This window comes from Roseburia faecis (genome assembly GCF_001406815.1).
GTDB classification, from domain to species: domain Bacteria; phylum Bacillota; class Clostridia; order Lachnospirales; family Lachnospiraceae; genus Roseburia; species Roseburia faecis.
The window spans coordinates 37,514-57,600 of record NZ_CVRR01000071.1 but is presented as its reverse complement, the minus strand read 5'-3'; the positions used below and the strand labels follow the sequence as shown (position 1 = coordinate 57,600).

At 45.1% G+C, this 20,087-nt stretch carries 16 protein-coding genes; 2 read left to right on the top strand and 14 right to left on the bottom strand.

Features of this window, described 5'->3' with window-relative positions; all coding sequences use genetic code 11:
• Positions 1-40: 40 nt before the first annotated feature.
• Positions 41-1,453, bottom strand: coding sequence for a type 2 periplasmic-binding domain-containing protein (locus M72_RS14445; protein WP_022045188.1), 1,413 nt, complete (start codon positions 1,451-1,453; stop codon positions 41-43).
• A gap of 136 nt (positions 1,454-1,589) precedes the next feature.
• Here M72_RS14445 and M72_RS14440 point away from each other — a divergent pair, with 136 nt between their 5' ends.
• Complete coding sequence (locus M72_RS14440) at positions 1,590-2,327, top strand: AraC family transcriptional regulator (RefSeq protein ID WP_055068723.1); 738 nt, start codon at positions 1,590-1,592, stop codon at positions 2,325-2,327.
• Positions 2,328-2,334: 7 nt separating this feature from the next.
• Here the strand turns inward: M72_RS14440 and M72_RS14435 are convergent, their stop codons facing one another.
• The 6 genes from M72_RS14435 to M72_RS17250 all read right to left on the bottom strand — a co-directional run bounded on the left by M72_RS14435 (position 2,335) and on the right by M72_RS17250 (position 13,180).
• The gene (locus M72_RS14435) at positions 2,335-5,031 is read right to left on the bottom strand and encodes a GH36-type glycosyl hydrolase domain-containing protein (RefSeq protein WP_055068722.1); all 2,697 of its coding nucleotides are present in this window, start codon (positions 5,029-5,031) and stop codon (positions 2,335-2,337) included.
• A 12-nt stretch (positions 5,032-5,043) separates the two neighbouring features.
• A complete protein-coding gene (locus M72_RS14430; RefSeq protein ID WP_055068721.1) occupies positions 5,044-7,458 on the bottom strand; it encodes a glycoside hydrolase family 94 protein in 2,415 nt (804 codons plus the stop codon).
• 143 nt (positions 7,459-7,601) lie between these two features.
• Positions 7,602-9,302 (bottom strand): methyl-accepting chemotaxis protein, encoded by a 1,701-nt coding sequence (locus M72_RS14425; RefSeq protein WP_055068720.1) that lies wholly within the window; start codon positions 9,300-9,302, stop codon positions 7,602-7,604.
• Positions 9,303-9,311: 9 nt separating this feature from the next.
• Positions 9,312-10,493, bottom strand: coding sequence for a BMP family ABC transporter substrate-binding protein (locus M72_RS14420; RefSeq protein WP_055068719.1), 1,182 nt, complete (start codon positions 10,491-10,493; stop codon positions 9,312-9,314).
• Positions 10,494-10,679: 186 nt separating this feature from the next.
• On the bottom strand, positions 10,680-12,932 hold the full coding sequence (locus M72_RS14415; protein ID WP_022045193.1) for a glycogen/starch/alpha-glucan phosphorylase: 2,253 nt from the start codon (positions 12,930-12,932) through the stop codon (positions 10,680-10,682).
• Positions 12,933-13,036: 104 nt separating this feature from the next.
• Positions 13,037-13,180, bottom strand: a complete 144-nt coding sequence (locus M72_RS17250; RefSeq protein WP_176694795.1) for a hypothetical protein — start codon at positions 13,178-13,180, stop codon at positions 13,037-13,039.
• A 25-nt stretch (positions 13,181-13,205) separates the two neighbouring features.
• Between M72_RS17250 and M72_RS14410 the strand changes: the two genes are divergently transcribed.
• Complete coding sequence (locus M72_RS14410) at positions 13,206-14,081, top strand: AraC family transcriptional regulator (protein ID WP_022045194.1); 876 nt, start codon at positions 13,206-13,208, stop codon at positions 14,079-14,081.
• A gap of 29 nt (positions 14,082-14,110) precedes the next feature.
• Here the strand turns inward: M72_RS14410 and M72_RS14405 are convergent, their stop codons facing one another.
• From M72_RS14405 to M72_RS14375, 7 genes are all read right to left on the bottom strand, one after another.
• Entirely contained in the window at positions 14,111-14,593 is a 483-nt protein-coding gene (locus M72_RS14405; RefSeq protein WP_022045195.1) for a phosphatase PAP2 family protein, read from the bottom strand.
• Between the two features lie 12 nt (positions 14,594-14,605).
• Positions 14,606-14,983, bottom strand: coding sequence for a hypothetical protein (locus M72_RS14400; RefSeq protein ID WP_055068718.1), 378 nt, complete (start codon positions 14,981-14,983; stop codon positions 14,606-14,608).
• Positions 14,984-15,066: 83 nt separating this feature from the next.
• Positions 15,067-15,426, bottom strand: coding sequence for a SpoVA/SpoVAEb family sporulation membrane protein (locus M72_RS14395; protein WP_055068717.1), 360 nt, complete (start codon positions 15,424-15,426; stop codon positions 15,067-15,069).
• 4 nt (positions 15,427-15,430) lie between these two features.
• On the bottom strand, positions 15,431-16,471 hold the full coding sequence (locus M72_RS14390) for a stage V sporulation protein AD (protein ID WP_055068716.1): 1,041 nt from the start codon (positions 16,469-16,471) through the stop codon (positions 15,431-15,433).
• Positions 16,472-16,530: 59 nt separating this feature from the next.
• Complete coding sequence (locus M72_RS14385; protein ID WP_022046312.1) at positions 16,531-17,055, bottom strand: adenine phosphoribosyltransferase; 525 nt, start codon at positions 17,053-17,055, stop codon at positions 16,531-16,533.
• Positions 17,056-17,142: 87 nt separating this feature from the next.
• Complete coding sequence (gene tsaA / locus M72_RS14380) at positions 17,143-17,838, bottom strand: tRNA (N6-threonylcarbamoyladenosine(37)-N6)-methyltransferase TrmO (RefSeq protein WP_055068715.1); 696 nt, start codon at positions 17,836-17,838, stop codon at positions 17,143-17,145.
• A gap of 8 nt (positions 17,839-17,846) precedes the next feature.
• Entirely contained in the window at positions 17,847-20,087 is a 2,241-nt protein-coding gene (locus tag M72_RS14375; RefSeq protein ID WP_055068714.1) for a cyclic nucleotide-binding domain-containing protein, read from the bottom strand.

The window sequence follows — 20,087 nt, the reverse complement described above, 5'->3', positions numbered from 1 at the left end:
GAGAGGTGACTCCGGCTTCAGACCTTATGTGTAACAAAAATTAGTAAGTAAGCTCTGGATATTTCTCGGTAACACCTTTGTAGAATAACTCTAATGCTTCGTCCTTGGTTGCCTTTCCTTCAAAGTAATTCTTCATTGCTTTCTGGAACTCTTCGTTGCAGCCCTGGTCATATGCGGAAATGTTGCTCAGATCCAGTGTCTCAACACCTGCGCAGTACATAGACAGTGGGTTCTGTCCTCCAAGGATCTTGCTGCTATATTCTTTTCCGTCTTTTGCCTTAATCGATCCGTCTGCCAGTCCGTTCATAACGGTATTGTTGTTTACGAAATCATCATCATCTAAAACAATGTCTTTCATGACGTCATCATCGGTTGTCATCTTTAACATAATGTCTTTTACAAGACTTGCATTATCTGTATCCTGTGCTGCGCAGATCCATGTACCGCCCCAGAAGAATCCCTGTGGTCCCTGGGCTGCACCCCATCCGCCGTTGTAACCGATAGATCCTTCGGTATCAGCTGCCATAGAGAAGTTTACAAGCCATGCCGGTCCAAAGTAGCAGAATACTTTTCCGTCCGGATAGAATCCCTTTGACCAGTCATCGGACCACATATCAAAGGTTCCTGCCTCTTTTGCATCTACAAGTTTCTTGGAATCGTCCACCCATTTCATGATATTGTCATCTACCTGTACTTTTCCGTCTTCTACCCACTTGCTTGAGACATTGTTGGAGTATACACGGTATGTATCATTTACAGATGAAATCATCTTGTAACCTTTTGCCTGCATTTTTGCAGCAGTATCATTGAAAGTATCCCAGTCACATACATAATTCTGTACTTCATCCGGATCATCGGTTCCCAGTACATCCTTTGCAGCCTCTCTGTTATAGAAAAGAACACCTGGACATCCCTGCCATGAAACTCCTTTTAACACTCCCTTGGAATCGGTTACGATATCCTTTGTGTACTGGTACTGCTTGGAAAGATCCGCATCGGTAATTCCAAGATCCTTTACCGGTGCTGTGTAATCCGTATCTACATACTTTAATGCGTTGTCCGCTTCTACCAGAAAAATATCAATCTTGTCATCTGCCGGAGCATCCTGCTGATTTAACAGTGCTGCATCCAGGTTGTTCTGATATGCATTGTCATCACTCGGTGTGATGTTCCATACAACATCCACATCTCCGATTTTTCCGTGTGTTGCATCCACTTCCTTGTAATCCGGATAGTGTGCGGTAATACGGCTCTTGAACTCCTCGTTCCAGCAGTAAATATTTAATACCTTTCCATCATCTTTCAGATTTGATGAAGCACTTTCTGTTGCGTTTGACGCATCCCCCTTGGATGTATCTGACGGTGTACCGGAATCACTTCCTTTTCCGCAACCTGCAAGCATTCCTGCTACCATGGCTGCACATAATAATGCACTGACTGCTTTCTTTTTCATAGTAAATTTCCTCCTTTTCTTTTCTGCCTTAAGCATGGTTTTATTATAGAGTTTTCCAATGGGTTCTGATACAAAAATGCTTGCAAATATATCAGATTCATGACATAATCTACAGATATAAACAGGAGGTCTTGCCATGCTGAAAAATCAATGGAGCAAAAAAGAAATCGAAGACAGCGAATACGAAATCCATCATCGTGCACTTTCCGAGGAATATTCCTTTTTTGAAGCCGTAAAAGACGGAAACATCGAAGCAGTCAGTAAAAATTTAAAGGAAGAAGCGTTTACCAATCCCGAAGGCATGGGAATTCTTTCCAAAAATCCCCTGACAAACTTAAAATATCATTTTGTTATTACCGTTGCACTGGTCACACGGTATTGCATTGACGGCGGCATGGAAACAGAGCAGGCCTACCGTCTGAGCGATTTTTACATTATTCACATGGATGCCTGCAGCACCATTCAGGAAATATCAGATCTGCATCATGAGATGGCTCTTGACTTCACCGGAAAAATGCGCCTTCTGCAGAAGAATACCGCATTATCCAAACCGGTTGCACAGTGTATTGATTATATCTATGCCCACATCAGTGCAAGAATCACCGTGGAAGATCTTGCGGTCTGCACCAATTTGTCTGCCAGCTATCTGTCCCGGTTGTTTAAGCAGAACCTCGGTGTGTCGATCAGTGATTATATCCGCGAAAAAAAAATCGAAAAAGCGCAGAATCTTCTACGCTTTTCCGATTTTACCTACATTCAGATTGCAAACTATTTATCATTTTCTTCCCAGAGTCATTTTATCCAGACATTCCAGCACTATGTCGGTATGACCCCAAAACAATACCGCAGTTCCAAGTACAAAAGCACATGGTAAAATTCTGCTATCCCAGAACAATCCGAAGTGTATGGTTTTCTTTTCCTTCAAGTACGGCAAACGGAATGCAGATGCCTGTATTTGTTTCTCCGGCATACCGCTGACCATCCAGCCATACTTCCGTGATCTGGTAATCCCCATATTCTTTCTTTTGTGGATTCTGGTAAACCACTGCGTATGTCTGTCCACGGAATGGGAACTGTGCCGAATAATTGCCACTTTCGTCAAACTGCCGCAACAGAATTTTGGGTTCTAGTACCAGATCTCCCCATTCTCCGCGGAATCCAAAAATCTGTGTAACCATTGTCATCATATACCAGCTGGCTGCCCCGGTCAGATACGGATATTTGCCTTTTCCGTCCGCATCAAAATATTCCGGAATTCCAGGATACATCAGGCTCACCGGTGTGTTCATGGCCTGTTCGAGCAGAGTGTACAATGCCCTATATCCTTCCTTTACAAAACCTCTCTGATACAATGCATTTGCATACATCACCGTCATATGGGAAAAAACCGCACCATTTTCTTTTTCGCCATAAGCAAATCCAAACATTCGTCCCAGATCAAATTTTTCTTCCTTAAAATCCGTGTTCAGCCGGTAGCCTCCCACCTCTTTTTTATACAGATACAGGTCTGCACTTTTTGTAATCGCAGCGGTCTGTGCATCATCTGCGACATTTCCCATAACAGAAAATACCTGACCGGTCAGCATCATGCGGACATGATTATCCCTTTTGCCTTCCACCGGTCTGCCGTGATTATCATAATATCCGTTAAACCAGCCATTTCCGTTTTCGTCCGTTACCCATTCCTGCGTACGGATCAATCCGGTATACCAGTCAGCACGCTCCCGCAGATTCTGCACCAGAGTACTGATATCCACAGAAATCTGTTCTCCAGAAATATTATGCACACACTGACTCACATAATTATTTAAAACAACATTCCGTTTTTCTGCCGAATCATACGATGTGCGGTCCTGTCTGATCAGAATTTCCATCTCTTTTGCCAGTGTAATCTCTTTCTTTCCGCTTGCCGCTTCGTATTTTTCAAGGGTATCTGCCAAATCACGGAGATTTCCGATATACGCACAGGTAAAAGCCACGCTTTCTCCTTTTTCCGCTGCCATATCCAGTGCATCATTCCAGTCAGCACCGCGAAGACGCATCATTCCATGTTCTCCCGCCTCGTAGAAAGCGCACAGATTCTGCAAAAGCAGATGTTCTAAAACCGTGCCCTCGTAAATATTGCCATTTACATCTTTCTGGCGCATCCCATATGCCGGTGTCCACTCTGCGTCCCCGGCAGTTCCACGCTTTGCCTGTGGGTCCTTAAAATACGCCACTTTCTGATCCAGAATATCCAGATCTCCCGTCTGGTTCAGATACAATTTTGTGGTAACAAACGGCCAGTACGCATGATCCATCCAGACTCTTGTAATATTGTTGCGGTCTGCAACAAATTCTCCCGGCTTATCCCCGATAATTGTCGCATTGGTCCCGTCAAAACGGACACCCGCAAAGCTGTTTAAAATCATGGAGCGAACTTCCTTCGGGTCGAGAATCAGAAGGGAGAGACAATCCTGCCACAGATCACGCCAGCCCCTGCCGCCTCTGCCATAATCATGGTACGGCAAAAACGAACATCCGTAGATTCTGCGAAGAACCGGCTGGAAACAGATCCATTTCAGATAACTGTCTTCTTTGGGGTTTCCGGTTTCAAAGGAAATATTGACCAGCCCATTCCAGTAATTTTTTGCCTGTTCAAAGGCAGCATCTGCCTGTTTGGTCGTGCAAAACATTTCTGCTGCCTGTTCTGCCAGCTTCGGATCCTCTGTCATGCCACCAAGCAGAATATAATCGACATGTGCTCCTGCTGCAAGGGTAATCTCCGGAAATGCCATCGCCCCCATTGCTTCTTTTCCATCCACGGTACAACCGGCCGGACAGCCTTTTTCTTTATTTTTAAGCGCATCCGGTGCCAGAAATGTTCCGGTTTCTCCGATAAACGATTCCACCGTTGGGAAGAACGATTCCGGTTTTGTTCCATCTCCCTGACTGCCCATCTCAAAATAAATCATATGATTTTTCTGATGTCCGCGTTCATCAAATGACAATACCGGTTTACAGATCACGCCGCGTCCGGTAGTACGGATCCGGTGAAGCAAGGAAGTTACATGGCGGTGATCGCGCAGATTATCCGCGCTTCTGCCGTAAATTGGGATAGCAGAAGTCACGCGCACACACATATCCATATCCGATTTATTGGTAACGCGCACCTGCATCAGTTCTGCCGGTACTCCAAGCGGAGCAAAGATCCGCACGGCTGCCTCGATTTTCTGTTCTTTTAATTCCCGCTTCGTCTCCTGCCACATAAATCCGGCATCGAATGTCACTTCCTCCTCTTTTCCAAGGAAATGTGCATATTCTGCCTGCGCCGAAACTCCGGTCAGTGACACATGTTCCTTCCGGTTGATTGTACACCAGACATTGCGGGTACTTCTGTTATTGTGCAGATTTTCGATGCTCACCGGTTCCAGCAGAAAATGGTTCTGATCCAGCTTACAATCGCCGCCGAAGGTCTGCGTCACGCTGCTTTTGATTCCCTCTTCATTTGCCACCGGAAAATTGAGCTGTGTTTTTTCAACCATATGACGGATTTGAAATTCTCCGTTTTTTCCTGTAAACTGCATATCGTTTTTCATAACTTCTCCCTTCTATGCCATCACAAGGCGTACCTTCGTCTGATCGGTCATTTTTTCTACCGGAATGTAGTTGTCTTCCATCTTTTCCTCATTCACGTACAACGCTTTGCATCCACTCTGTACATGCTCTGGATTTTCTACCACAATATGAAGATGTTTTCCCCGGAAATCCTTCTCAATGGTAAACTGATCCCAGTCCGCCGGAATGGATGGTGCAATACGAAGTCCTCCAAAGTCCGGACGCATGCCAAGGATTCCTTCCACACATCCTACCATTACAGTGGAAGCAGTTCCGGTCAGCCAGTGCACATGGGAACGACCAAAATGCGGGCTGTCTTTTCCTTCCGTAAACTGTCCATAACAGTATGGCTCCAGTTTCCGGATCTCAGCACGATCGTTCTGTGCAGACGGTGCATTTTCCATAAAATAGGTAAATGCCTGATCCCCATGCCCCAGCAATGCTTCTGCCAGAATCAGCCATCCCTGCGACTGGGAAAAGATACCGGCATTTTCTTTTGTACCGGGATTGTAAATCACAGCCAGTGCTCCGTCAAATGCATGCAGGTGATATGGTGGATCCATCAGAATCGCTCCATACTCTGTGTTTAACCGCTTTCTTACATTTTCCATGGAAAGTTCTGCCTGCTGCTTTGTTGCCAGTCCACTAATCACAGCCCAGCTCTGTGGATTCAGCCACATATTTGCTTCCGGATCCGTGCGTTTTCCAATCACCTCTCCGGCTTCCGTAAATCCACGGATAAAACGATCCTCATTCCAGCAGAGATTGTTAATTAATGTTCCAAGTTTTTTCTGTTCTTCTTCCAGATAATCCATATATGCCTGATCTTCTTTGTATGCGGCAAACTGTTTTAAAATCGTCATTGCATAATAAAACTGCAGTGCAACAAACGAGGACTCTCCATTTTTGCCCAGACGCAGACAGTCATTCCAGTCCGCATAAAGTCCTGCCGGAAGTCCGTGCGGTCCCAGATGATTCACAGAAAACGCAAGTGCTCTCTTCAAGTGCTCGTATACAGTGGCTTCATCTTTATTGGCAAACGGAATCACTTCATCGATAAATGCCAGATTTCCGGACTCCGCAATATATTTATATACCGTTGGAAACAGCCACAGAGCATCATCCGCACGATATGCCGGATGCCCGGTTTCCTGTACATAGGAAGCATCATCCGGCGTATCCTCATGTCCGGCATTGTGTGTAAATTTGACAAGCGGAAGTCCTCCTCCGTTATCCACCTGTGCCGAAAGCATAAACCGGATCTTTTCGAGTGCCATCTCCGGTGCAAGATGAATCACACCCTGAATATCCTGCACGGTATCGCGGTATCCGTAACCGTTTCGCAGACCACAGTAGAAAAATGACGCCGCACGTGACCAGATGAATGTCATAAAACAATTGTATGCGTTCCAGGTATTGATCATGGTATCAAATTCCCTGCTTGGTGTATGTACCTGAAAATGTTCCAGTTTTTCATGCCAGTAGCCCGTCAGTTCTTTCAGTTCCGTCTCACACTGTGCTGCCACATCTGCATAGCGGTTACAGATTGCTTCTGCTTCCTCATGTTCTTTCATTCCGACAAGAAATGCAATTTCCTTTGTTTCTCCCGGTTTCAGAAGCATCTGAGCTGCCAGTGCTCCGCACCCGTTTTCGTTGTAGCACATTTCCCCGGATAATTTTCCGTTTTCCACCCCCACCGGATTATGATATCCGTGATAGCGTCCAAGAAACGATTCTTTATCTCCACAGTAACTGTCCACCGGTGCACCGGTCAATGCAAAGAAACGGGAGATTGCAAGCTTGTTATCCACTTCCTCTCCTTCTTTCACCCAGTCCAGATTACCGTGAATAATATGCCGGATACGGTTTGTCTCAAATACCGTACTCGTGATGAACTGGGAATACTGCAGATTTACCTGATCCTGTTCATAATTATTGTTGTTGGTAAATTCCGCATAACCGGTGATGGTCAGGTTTCTTTCACACGCTGACGCATTGGTCACTTTCAGATGCCAGACCTCATATGTCTGATTCAACGGCACATAATAACATACTTCAGAATGGATTCCACTGTAATCTGCAAGCATCTTTGTGTATGCTGTTCCATGATGACACTCACTTTTATAACTTTCCAGATCTTTTCCTACCGGCTGCCAGGATGCAGACCAGTAGTCTTTGCTCTCATTATCCCGCAGATAAATATAGCGTCCCGGCTGATCAAACTGGTTAAAAATATAACGCAGGATTCTTCCGTTTGCACCAGATCTGGCAAAACTGTATCCTCCTGCATTATTTGAAATCAGCGCACCATACTCCGGTGACCCCAGATAATTCGCCCACGGTGCCGGTGTATCCGGGCGTGTGATTACATACTCTCTTTTCTCATCATCAAAATATCCAAAATTCATGTGAAACCTCCAACCTTTCAATTTTCAAGCCTTTTACCCCATTGTAACGGATTTACAAATTTATGAATATCAGAATCACAGGATTTATACCAGATTCATGACATAAAAAGAGTGCCGGAATTTTCCGACACTCTGTGTTTCTTTTAAATATGAAAATACCCGATTCCTTTTACCAGTTTATCAGAAATCTCACGCAACTGCTCGGCACTTACATATACCTGCTGGAACGTTCCCACAACTTCCTGTGTTCCATCGTAGGTTTTTTTCGTGCTTTCCACATTTTCTTCCGCAATTCCGGACAATTCCCCAACTGCCTGAACGACTTCATTTCTTGAATCTTCCAAACGTCTGGTACTTGCTTTGATCTGTTTGATGCTCTGCATGGAACTGTTAATTTCGCCCAGCACTTCTTTTACAATATTCTGCGTTTCTGCCATGCTCTCACTCTGGCTGGTAATAATCTGCTGCATACTCTGCATACTTTCCACAGCAAGGGAAGAATCCCTGATCAGCGTTGACGCTATCTGCTCAATTTCCTGACTCGACTGATCCGATTGCTCTGCAAGTTTTTTAATCTGACCTGCCACCACAGCGAATCCGCGGCCGCTTTCTCCCGCCCGGGCAGCTTCAATGGAGGCATTCAGGCTCAGCAGATTGGTTTCCTCTGCAATAGAAGAAATGATGGTTGTGGCCTGCTGGATCTTCTGTACAGAATCGTTTGTCCGGTCGGTCTGCTGCTGAACCTGTGCCAGCATCTGCTCCACCTGTTCATTGATCCCACAGAGTTTTTCCAGCGTTGCGGAAGCATTTTCGCTGGAAGAATGCATAAATGTGGCATTTTGATCCAGATTTTGTACCTCTGCTGTAGTTTCCGTGATATTCTCCCCCATAATTTTCATATGATCCGAAGTATTTCTCGAATTTTTCGCCTGCTCACTGGAATTATCCACTACAAGGCTGACCGCCTGCTGTACCTGTGACATTGTTCCATTGGTGTTGTCTGCTGCCGTACCCAGAATCTGTGACGTTGAAAGCAGCTGCTTTGCATTTTCTGAAATATCCCGGATTACGGACTTCATGGCATCCCTTAATGTCATGGTTCCGCGAGACAGATCACCAATCTCATCCTTTCGTTTCAGAAGTTTTTCATCTACCCACACATTTAAATCACCATCTGCAAGTTTTCCTACAACAGCAACACTGTTTTTGATATTTTTACTGATAGAGGCTGCCATGCGCATCGCCGTAACAATGCACAAAAGCATCACTACAAGCAATGCCATCATAATACTTCCAAGGATTTTATTGACAATTGCATCTTTTCGTGCCTTATTGGTTCCGACAAACACCATACCGATAACCTGATCTGTCGTTCCATTCTGATACACTGGAATAAAATATCCATAATTTCTCGTCCCATCCAGTGAAACATTTGTACTGAAAAACGGCTTTTTCCCTTTGATCACCTGATTCACCACACGCTCTCCGGCTTCTGAACCAAGGATACGGTTTCCTTTTTTATCCAGTGCAGATGTCATAATCCTTTTGTTTCCATAAAAAAAGGTTACATCCATACCGGTATTCTCTTTGATCCGGTCCACAAGACTCTCCGACTTTGATATATTATAGCTTCCTTTCCAGATATCCCCATTGGTACTTTCCAGATAATCCCCGGTATTCTGGTCATAGGCGGCAAGGGTGGCTGCCGCGGTACCTTTTAATGCATCCTGTACCTCATCCATCAGGGAGCTTTTAACCATCGTAAGCATAAAAAGCAGGGTAATTACCCCTAATACAAGCACCGGCCCTATGCTGATTGCAAGAATTTTCTTTCGTATACTCATATATGCCCCCTATTCTACCACTTCAACGGTTTTAAAATACCAGTTGATTCCACCTGTAATTGTGGCATCATCCAGCGTTTTTCCTTCTTCACCAACCGTTTCCCCGGTATTTGTTTCAATCACACCGTCAAACACACCGTTTTTCCCGGATAAAATATCTTCTTTTGCAGTATCCACAGCCTCCTGTGTTCCATCTGTGCAAAAATCAGCAAGTGACGTAATCCCTACCAGATTTTCATTCATACCGCCATAATAATTGCTTCCATCCCAGGTACCGTCAATCACGCTCTGCACCGCTGCTGTATAATAAGCACCCCAGTTCCAGATCACGCTGCACAGACAGGCATCCGGAGCATTTTTGCTCATATCGGAATTGTACCCGATACCATACACCCCTTTTTCCTGTGCCATTGTCTGTGGATATTCTGTATCACAGTGCTGCGTGACCACATCACAGTCCATATTTAACAGGGTTTGTGCTGCTGCTTTCTCCGCATCCGGGTCAAACCAGCTGTTCGTGACTTTTACATAGATTTTTGCTTCCGGTTTCACGGAATACACCCCAAGTGCAAAGGCATCAATACCTCCTGTCACTTCGGAATTGGAGGAATCCATCGCTGCCACATATCCCAGCTTATTGGTTTTGGTATTCATTCCCGCTACGATTCCGCTTAAATATCTTGCCTGATAGATTCGCCCGAAATAGTTTACAAAATTCTTTCCGTTGCTTTTGTATCCTGTTCCATGTGCAAAATATATATCCGGATATTTTTCCGCCATCTCCTCCGTAGCATCCATATATCCCCAGCTGGTGGTAAAAATAATATTGCATCCATCATCCACACACTCCTGAATCGCTTTTTCGGTTGCCTCTTTATCGGAATCATCAACATTTATTTTTCTGTCAATCTGTTCATCTGATAATCCAAGATTCTGCTGCATTGCCTGAATGCCGAGATCATGTGTATAGGTATATCCACTGCCTTCTGCCGGATCCGATAAGTGCAAAACCCCTACCTTGATCTTGTCCTTTGAAATCCCTCCGCTTTCCGTTCCCGTTGTTTTGGTGGAAGCCTCCTGTGTACTTCCCTCATTCGTTGCATAATCATCGACCTGTCCGGCTGCCCCGCATCCTGCAAGCAAGATACCGGTAAGTGCCATGGCAAGCAGTCTTCGCCCTTTCCATTTCATAGCGTTCCTCCTTCGCACATTATATCCATTTTCTCCCCTGTAACCTCATAATATTTATTATATCCAATTCACCCCCATTCTTCCAGTAAAATTTTAAAAACACCGTGCCCGTTCCCGTGTGCCCGGCACAATAAAAAGTGGGAACCGAAACATACGGTTCCCACTAAAGGAGGAGTTAAAATATTTTTATGATAATTTCCAGATTTCTTTGTTGTACTGCTCAATCGTTCTGTCAGATGAGAAGAAACCTGCCTTGCTAATGTTGATCAGTGCTTTCTTTGCCCATGCCTTGCGATCGGTATAAGCTGTATAAGCTTTCTCTCTGGTTGCAATATATTCCTCGAAATCCGGGAATGTCATAAACCAGTCTTTGTTTAACAACTCATTGTACAGACGCTCTAAGTTCTCACTGCATCCTACAGACTTTACAGTGTCACTTACAATAAAGTCAACGGCTCTCTTTAACTCAGAATCTTTCTCATAGTAGCTTCTGGAGTTGTAATCGCCTCTTGCATAGCGGTCGATAACAGTCTGGGAATCCTCACCGAAGGTAAAGATATTCTCATTTCCAACCAGCTCTGCGATCTCAACATTTGCTCCGTCCATAGTTCCAAGTGTCAGTGCTCCGTTTAACATGAACTTCATGTTACCGGTTCCGGATGCTTCCTTGGAAGCCAGAGAAATCTGCTCGGAAATATCACATGCCGGAATCATCTTTTCAGCCATGGTTACATTGTAGTTTTCTACCATAAATACCTTTAAGTATGGGCTGACTTCCGGATCATTGTTGATGATCTGCTGTAAGCAGAGAATCAGATGAATGATATCCTTTGCGATAATATATGCAGGCGCTGCCTTTGCTCCGAAGAATACCGTGATCGGAGTTGCCGGCTTCTTTCCTTCCTTGATCTCGAAATATTTATGGATGACATAGAGTGCATTCATCTGCTGTCTCTTGTACTCATGCAGTCTCTTTACCTGAATATCATAGATGGAATTTTCATCAATATCAAATCCCTGTTTCATCTTCAGGTAATTCTTCAGATCTGCCTTCTTTCCGGCCTTTACTGCAAGGAGACGGTCGAGAACGGCATCATCGTTTACGAAATTGCCAAGTTTCTCCAGCTCATTGGCATCCTTCTTCCAGCCATCGCCGATCAGGTCAGTAATCATTGCGGAAAGTTCCGGGTTGCAGGACATGAGCCAGCGGCGGAATGTGATTCCGTTTGTCTTATTGTTAAACTTCTCTGGATAGAGCTTGTAGAAGTTATTTAACTCACTGTTCTTTAAGATCTCTGTGTGCAGATATGCAACACCGTTAACACTGTATCCGTAGTGGATATCCATATGTGCCATGTGTACCAGACCGTCTTTGATAATATAGGTGCTTTCATCGGAAACCTTTGCACGTACACGGTTGTCCAATTCGCGGATGATCGGCATCAGCTGAGGAACTGCCTTCTCAAGGAATCCGATCGGCCATTTTTCAAGTGCTTCTGCAAGGATTGTGTGGTTGGTGTATGCACAAACCTTAGATACAATAGATACAGCCTCATCCATAAGAATTCCACGCTCCTGTAACAGACGGATCAGCTCCGGGATAACCATGGACGGATGGGTATCGTTGATCTGAACAGTCGCATAATCTGCCAGATCATGCAGGTTTGATCCCTTCTCAACTGCCTCATCAAGAATCAGTCTTGCGGCATTGCTTACCATGAAATACTGCTGATATACACGCAGAAGACGTCCCTTATCATCGGAATCGTCTGGATACAGGAATAAGGTCAGATTCTTTGCAATGTCATCTTTGTTAAAATCAATGGTATCTCCGACAATGCTCTCATCCACCGTTTCGATATCGAACAGACGAAGCTTTGTCGTACGGTTGTTGTATCCGACAACATCAATGTTATATAATCTGGACTGTACGGTAAATCCGCCGAACTGTACCGGATAGGTGATATCGGTCTTTGTCAGCCAGCTGTCCGGTGTGATCCATGGGTTTGGAGTCTCTTTCTGCAGATTGTGATCAAATACCTGTTTGAACAATCCGTAGTGATAATTTAATCCGACACCGTCACCGTTTAATCCGAGTGTTGCGATGGAATCTACGAAACATGCTGCCAGACGTCCAAGTCCGCCATTTCCGAGTGAAGGCTCAAGTTCGATCTCCTCAATCTCACCGATATTCTTTCCGGATGCTTCAAGTTCGGATTTTACACTGTCATAAATGCCAAGGTTGATCAGGTTGTTGGATAAAAGCTTTCCGATTAAGAACTCTGCTGAGATGTAGTACAGCTTCTTCTTTCCCTCATTGCTGACCTTGTCCTCTGCCATCTGCTTGGTCATATCAAGGAGTGCATAGTAAATTTCCTCGTTTGAGCACTTCTCGATGGTCTTGTTATATTTCATAGATACTGCTTTTGCTAAAGTCATGTGTTTTCCCTCCCACAAGATTTCGTGTTGTTTTGATGTACTTAGTATATGATTTTTTCCTGCTGATTTCTTGTCGTATTCAAGCAAAAACTGATACTATTCTATCATTTTTCATATTCAAATAACCCCCAGCTGTTAAATTTCACCAATTTCGTGCCACCTGTCTTGGTACATTTCCACAGTGCCTGCATATCCTGTGTTTTCGCCTGTTTCATGCGTTTTCTGTCGTTTTTGTCCTTTACAGTCATAGGACAATTCTGCTAAAATAAAGATATGAATATACTTGAATATGAAAATTATCACGAAACCATCACACATGGGGATATCATCTTCCCTTATAATACATATCTATGCTCGATCCCACTGGATTTTCCGCGTGTACCGCTGCACTGGCACGATGAACTGGAACTGATCTACATCAAAAAGGGGATGGGACGCATTACGGTAGATTTCCGGGAATACAAAGTAAAAGGTCCGACTCTGGTTCTTATTCTTCCGGGACAGCTCCACTCCATTGACCAGCTGGAAGATGCCTTCATGGAATATGAAAATATCATCTTTAATCCGAGTATGCTGATTCCACGGCAGAACGATGTGACTGCCACCGATTTTCTTCTTCCTCTTATGAGCGGAAAAGTCACGGTTCCAACCATCTTCACCCCTGTCTATCCTTATTACACAGATGTCATCATGCCAATTGATGCCTGTGACGAAATCAGCAAGACCAAACCACAGGGCTATGAACTGTACATCAAAAGTCAGTTGTACCAGTTTTTCTTTATTTTAGACAACCGCTGCCGGAACTTAACGACAGGCAGTAACCGCAAAACGCTTGATAAAATGAAAATTGTTTTAAAATACATTGAAAATAATTACATGCAAAAAATAACGATTGCCGACATCGCGGCAACCGTTGATTTTTCCGAATCTCATTTTATGCGGTATTTCAAAGAAACTATGGGAACGTCTTTCGTGGACTATCTGCGGGACTACCGCCTGACAATCGCCTCGCGTCTGCTGACAACTTCCGACTCCTCCATTCTGGATATTGCGGCGGAATCCGGTTTTGAAAATCTTTCCTATTTTAACCGGGTGTTCAAACAAAAATACAGCATGACACCGCGCCAGTTCCGGAAAGAAAGCCAGTAATTTTTCCGGCATAGCCGGTGAAAACCACACTAAAAAAACAAAGAAAAAAACGCAGCAAAAAGAAATCCCGCCACTACATCACTGATAAAGTGCACTCCGGAAACTACCCGGATCCATGCAATAGCAACTGTCATAAGCAAAAATACAATCCCCACAGCCGGGCACACAAACCAGAACGTAAACGCAATCACTGCCGCGGAAAACACATGCCGGCTCGGCCAGGAATGTCCTTTCGTATCTTTTGGAATCACAGATGGCAGTTCAAATATTTCATACGGCCGTTTCCGGTTGATCCAGGCCCGCACAACCGTCACAATAATAAATCCGTCCAGCGGCACACAGATGGCTTTATATAGCCGCATATCCTTCTGCCACAGCAGCCACAGAAGCAGGCATGGATATGCCACAAAAATCACAACCGTCAATATTTTATTTGCTCTATGTAACGCCCGCGCACGTTTCGGGTCATCCCGAAACGGCTGGGTCATTTTAACGTAAGTTTCTTTTTTCATAGGTAATCCTGTCTAACGTCCGGTATTGGTCTTACCGCCATTGTTTGTGTCTGCATCCGGATCTACCGCGTCAATTGCATCATCCACGCCATCTGCCACAGCATCACCGGCATCTTTCACACCATCCACGACATCTTTTCCCATATCCCCGATATCTTTTCCGACATTGCCATCGTTTTTGGAATTTCCGGCATCCGTATTATTGTCTGTTGTACCATTTCCAGTCGTATTGTCCGTTCCCGGAATGTTTTCCTGTGTAGTAACCTGTGTATTGGAAGTATCGTTTACACCATTGTTCGTTCCGTCATCATTTGCTGTACCACAGGCCGCAAACAGACAGATCCCTGCTGCAAGCATTCCGCTCATCATCAGAACTTTTAATTTTTTCATCACACATATCTCCTTTTATTTGATCTACAGAGCTAGTGTGTGCAAAATTCCCATTTATTATACAACAGAATTTTCCCGATTTGCTAGTGCTTTTTCATCTTTGGCTGGCAGAGCAGGGAGGCAATATAAGAAAAAACGAGTGCTGCGGAAAGTCCTGCCGCACAGTTTTTAAAGCCTCCCAGAAAAATACCGATAAATCCTTTCTTGTCCACCATCTCTTTGACACCCTTCCAGAGATTGTTTCCAAATCCCAGAAGCGGCACATTCGCGCCCGCCTGCGCCCATTTGGAAAACGGCTCATAGATCCCCACAAATCCAAGGATGGCCCCCAGGCAGACCAAAAGAACCATGATACGTCCCGGAAGCATTTTTGTTTTTTCCATCAGGATCTGTGACAGTGCACAGATCATTCCCCCTGTTACAAATGCAATTACATACTGCATATCCTTATCCCTCCTTTTTTGCGGATGAAACACAGCTTTCCAGCACAACACCGTGTGCAATCCCCGGTATTGTCTGTCCTTCATTGAAACTGACCGTAGAAAGCAGTGCGCCTGTCGGCACAAAGAGTATTCTTTTCAATTCCCCGCTTGCCAGTTTTGGCAGAAAATGCGCACTCAGCACCGAGGCTGCACATCCGCATCCCGATCCTCCGGAACCGGTTCCCTGTGTCTGTGAATCAAAAATTAACATGCCACAGTCCTCATGCTGCTTGCGGATATCCATGCCTTTTTTCAGCAGCAGATCAAACAGAATCTGCTGACCGACTTCTCCCAGGTCTCCCGTGATAATCCGGTCATAATCTTCCGGTTTTCGTTTAAAATCCGTAAGATTCTGCGCAATCAGCTCAGCGGCAGCCGGTGCCATCACGGCTCCCATATTCATGGAATCTTTGATTCCGTAATCTACAATCTTTCCGGTTGTGACCCCCGCCACCTTTGCCAGCGGCTGCTTCGCATCCTTTGACAGAATAAATGCACCGCCTCCGGTCACTGTCCATGTGGCACTTACCGGACGCTGATTTGCGTATTCCAGCGGAAAACGGAACTGTTTTTCCGCACTGGCAAAATGGCTCGAAGTGACTGCAGCCACGCGATCCGCATATCCGGCCGCTACCGTCATTGCAGAAAGTGCCAGTGCTTCTCCACATGTGGAACATGCCCCGTACAGTCCAAACAGTGGAATTTCAAACGTTTTCAGTCCAAATGATGAGGCAATCAGCTGTCCAAGCAGATCTCCAGCAAACAGATACCGCATATCTTCCGGCTTTTGATCTGCTTTCCCGAGGGCAAGCGTCAATGCTTCTTTCTGCAGACTGCTCTCTGCGGCCTCCCATGTCTGCTGACCAAATTTATCATCCGGTCCGATACAGTCAAATGCATCTGCCAGGGGGCCTTCCCCCTCTTTGGTTCCAACCACAGATGCTGTTCCAATAATAAAAGGAGCCTTTGCAAAGCAAAGACTCCCTAATCCAACCTGCTGATCCATACTGTCTCTCCTTACTTTGTTTTTGATACAGTATGTGCAGAATTTTCTTTTTTATTCGATTATTTGCCTTCGAACTGTACGACAGAGTCCACGTCATAGTCCTTTAAGACTTCCCGTCCGTTGAGATCGCTTAACTCTATGAGAAACAGCATCTTTACCACTTCACCGCCAAGTTCCTCTACCAGTTCTGCAGCAGCTTTCATGGTTCCGCCGGTTGCAATCAGATCATCCAAAAGTACAACCTTTTCTCCTTTTTTAACGGCATCTTTATGCATTTCAATCGTTGCCGTACCGTACTCCAGATCATATGTTTTTTCAACTGTCTCACACGGCAGTTTTCCCTTTTTACGAATCGGTACAAACGGCTTATGCATGACATAAGCAAGTGGTGCTCCAAAGATAAAGCCTCTGGATTCTGCTCCGGCGATCACATCAAAATCAACGCCCTCCAAGCGTTTTGCCAGTTCATCAATGGAAAGCTTCAGTGCATCTGCATCCTGCAGTACACTTGTGACATCACGGAAAATAATTCCCTTCTCCGGGAAATCCGGGATACTGCGAATGTACTCTTTTAACTCTTTCATCCTCTTACCTCACTACTACACGAATTTCTTCGCGTTTTTGACTTTTGATGGTTCTATTATAAGACTTTCCACACGCAAGCGCAACTCTCACTTGACTTTTTTCCACTCCTGCGTGCGCCTTGTGACCTCTTTTACCGTCAGGATTCCCTCTGCCACCGTAAACCGGATGTCATAATCAGCAAATGCCATCCCGTAGATATAATCCGGCTTTTTGTTGTATGCTGCCCTTGGATCCTGTGCCAGAACCTCAAGAAGCGGTCCTCGCAGATGTTCCGGAAGCTGCGCCTGCAATTCCTCCGGAAATACTACCGGTATCTGAAACTCCCGGAATTCTTCCGCAAAACCGTTTTTTGCCTCCGGATGGGCATCCACGTACGGCAGATACGGTTTGATATCAAAAAGCGGTGTGTGATCAAGCAGATCCAGCCCGGAAACCGTAAGAACCGGTCCAAGCTTCTGATCGATGCGCACTTTTTCAAGTTTCACGCACGAAAGACCGATCGAATTCGGGCGAAAGGGGGAACGTGTGGCAAACACGCCCCGTTTTTCTTTTCCTCCCAGACGGGGAGGTGCTACCGTTGCATGAAAGGTATCCTGCTTTGCCCTCGAAAACTCCCAGAGAAGCCACAGGTGGGAAAACTCCTCGATTCCACGCACCGCATCCGGATTCCGGAATTTCGGTGTAAAGATGATCTCTCCACAGGTACTCTCCGCCAGCCCGCTCTGTCTGGGAATTCCAAATTTTTCTTTATACGGGGTCTCTACATAAGCTATATATTCCATATCCGTTCCTACATCTGATAAAACCGCAGATTTTCTTTCAGTTCCGGTGTGATCTCTCCGCCGGCAGCCTCATATTTATCATAAACAGAACGGAACCGCTGCAGTTTCTTTCTGTTTTCCGCATCAAGTCTGTGAAATGCATTCTGATACTGTGGATTGGTGGCCAGTCCCTGGCGGATATCCTTTGCAAACGGACAATACCTTACCAGAATATCTCTTGCCACTTTATTCAGTCGGAAACTTCCCTGTGACTCATACTTCATCCACGCCTGATAATCCTTGACAAATACCTCACGGTAACTGTTGCGCGCACGGGACAATGCAGTCTTGATCTTTTCCTTTGCATCTGCAGAAAGATCTGAATTTTTGCGATAATACTGAATATAATCACAGTACTCCGCCGTAAGCGATTTCTCCCGGATATCGTTCCAGTATACACCCTGCACACGTCTGCAGATCTCCCAGCGGTATCGGCCGATACATTCCACCATCTGATCATCGAGATCCACTGCGGAAAAGATCGGAAACAGAAAACGCGCTGGTGTATCAATCTTGGCCCCGGATGTCTCCTGCCACATCAGGGTACGGGTTCCGGCATTTGGCATCAGAATCACATCCGGCAGAATTTCCTTTTTGATCCATTCCTGATTGATTCCGCGATCCGGATCGGAAAACATGACATCATGATAGAGTGCAGAATAATCCACACAGCGCACCTTATTGATGGCATCGGCAATTTTTTCTGCGGTAACTGCCATCTTTTCCACGGTGTTGATGAAATCCTCTTCCATCAGAACCGGACAGAATGTAGTCACACGGCCATAGGTCACACGGTTTCCGGAGGTAAACATATTGCGGATCTCAAACTGTACTTTCTGCCTGCGGTCATTTTTATACTGTTGCATCTGCTCTTCCGTAATATTCCCAGTTCTCTTTTCTTCCAGCAGAAATGCATTGAAATCCTGGTCAAATTCATTGCGGGACGGTTCTTTCTTTCCCTGATAAATCTGTACCAGCCAGTCATAAACCGTATAGACATTTGCAGAGTGAAACAATCCAAGCGAATCCGTCAGATTATACAGTGCATTTGTGTTAGTTTCCCCCAGCACCTCCGCATCCATAAACCCAAAATTGAAAAACATCATCATGATCGGTGACGGCTTGACCAGTTCCTCAACTGATCTCATAAACGCCTTGGTATAAATATCGTAAAAGACCTTTGTGATTTCCCTGCGCAGCTGTCTCGCCTCATTGTCTGTAGACATCATATCCGGCAGCTCCCGGTACTGCTGCACAATGCTGTGGAAATCCCTGATCATATCGCTGCCATATCCTGCATACTCCATAATATGTGCAATACAATCCTCACGCATAATATTGATACGTCCTTCGGACTCCTTGGTAAAGTCGTAATTTTCGCAGAGTTCATGTGCCTCCGCCATCTGTTTTTTATCGTACACATCAAGCTTTGTCATGACATCCACCATATTTAACAGACGCTTTTTGATCTCGGAAATGTCCTGCTTTTTCTGCGACTGCTGGACTGCCATTGTAAAAAACAGACGAAAAATATCATCTCTGGAATCTGAAAATAAAATATCCCTGTTGTACTGCAGATAATTTACCATCTCGCCGATTCCCTGTGTCACACGACGCATCTGTGCCGCCGCCTCCATGATTGCTCCCACACACAGACTGTCATCTTTGATCATCAGCTGCATATATTCTTTCAGATAACTCCGGACCAGACTGTTACTGTTTGCAATCTCCCAGTTTTCCGCACGGTGCTGCATTTTTAAAGCTGCAAACTGTTCCATACGCGGAAAATCCTGTTCATCAAGAAGCTTCTCGCTGCACAGATTTTTGTATTCGCTGTACAACGTTTCCGCAGCATTATGTAAAAGCATGCATTTTTTCTGCAGACTGGCATACAGACACAGTGCCTGATGCCGCTGTTCCACTGCCGTACGCAAAAAAATCGGGCGGAAATTCTCATGTTCGGACAAAATCTTCCGCAGATCCTGTGCATTTTTACATGGAATCACAATCAATGTCGTATCTTCATTTGCCACATAATCGCAGGCAAACCATTCGTTCTCGAGAATACCCACAATTGCATTCCGGTGCATAATGATCTCTGCAAATGCAAACTGCCGGATCACCGATCCCTCCTGAATCAGATACCATTCCATCACCTTGTCCTGTTTTCTGGCAAGCGTTTCTCCCTTTTTTACCTTTAAAACATTCAT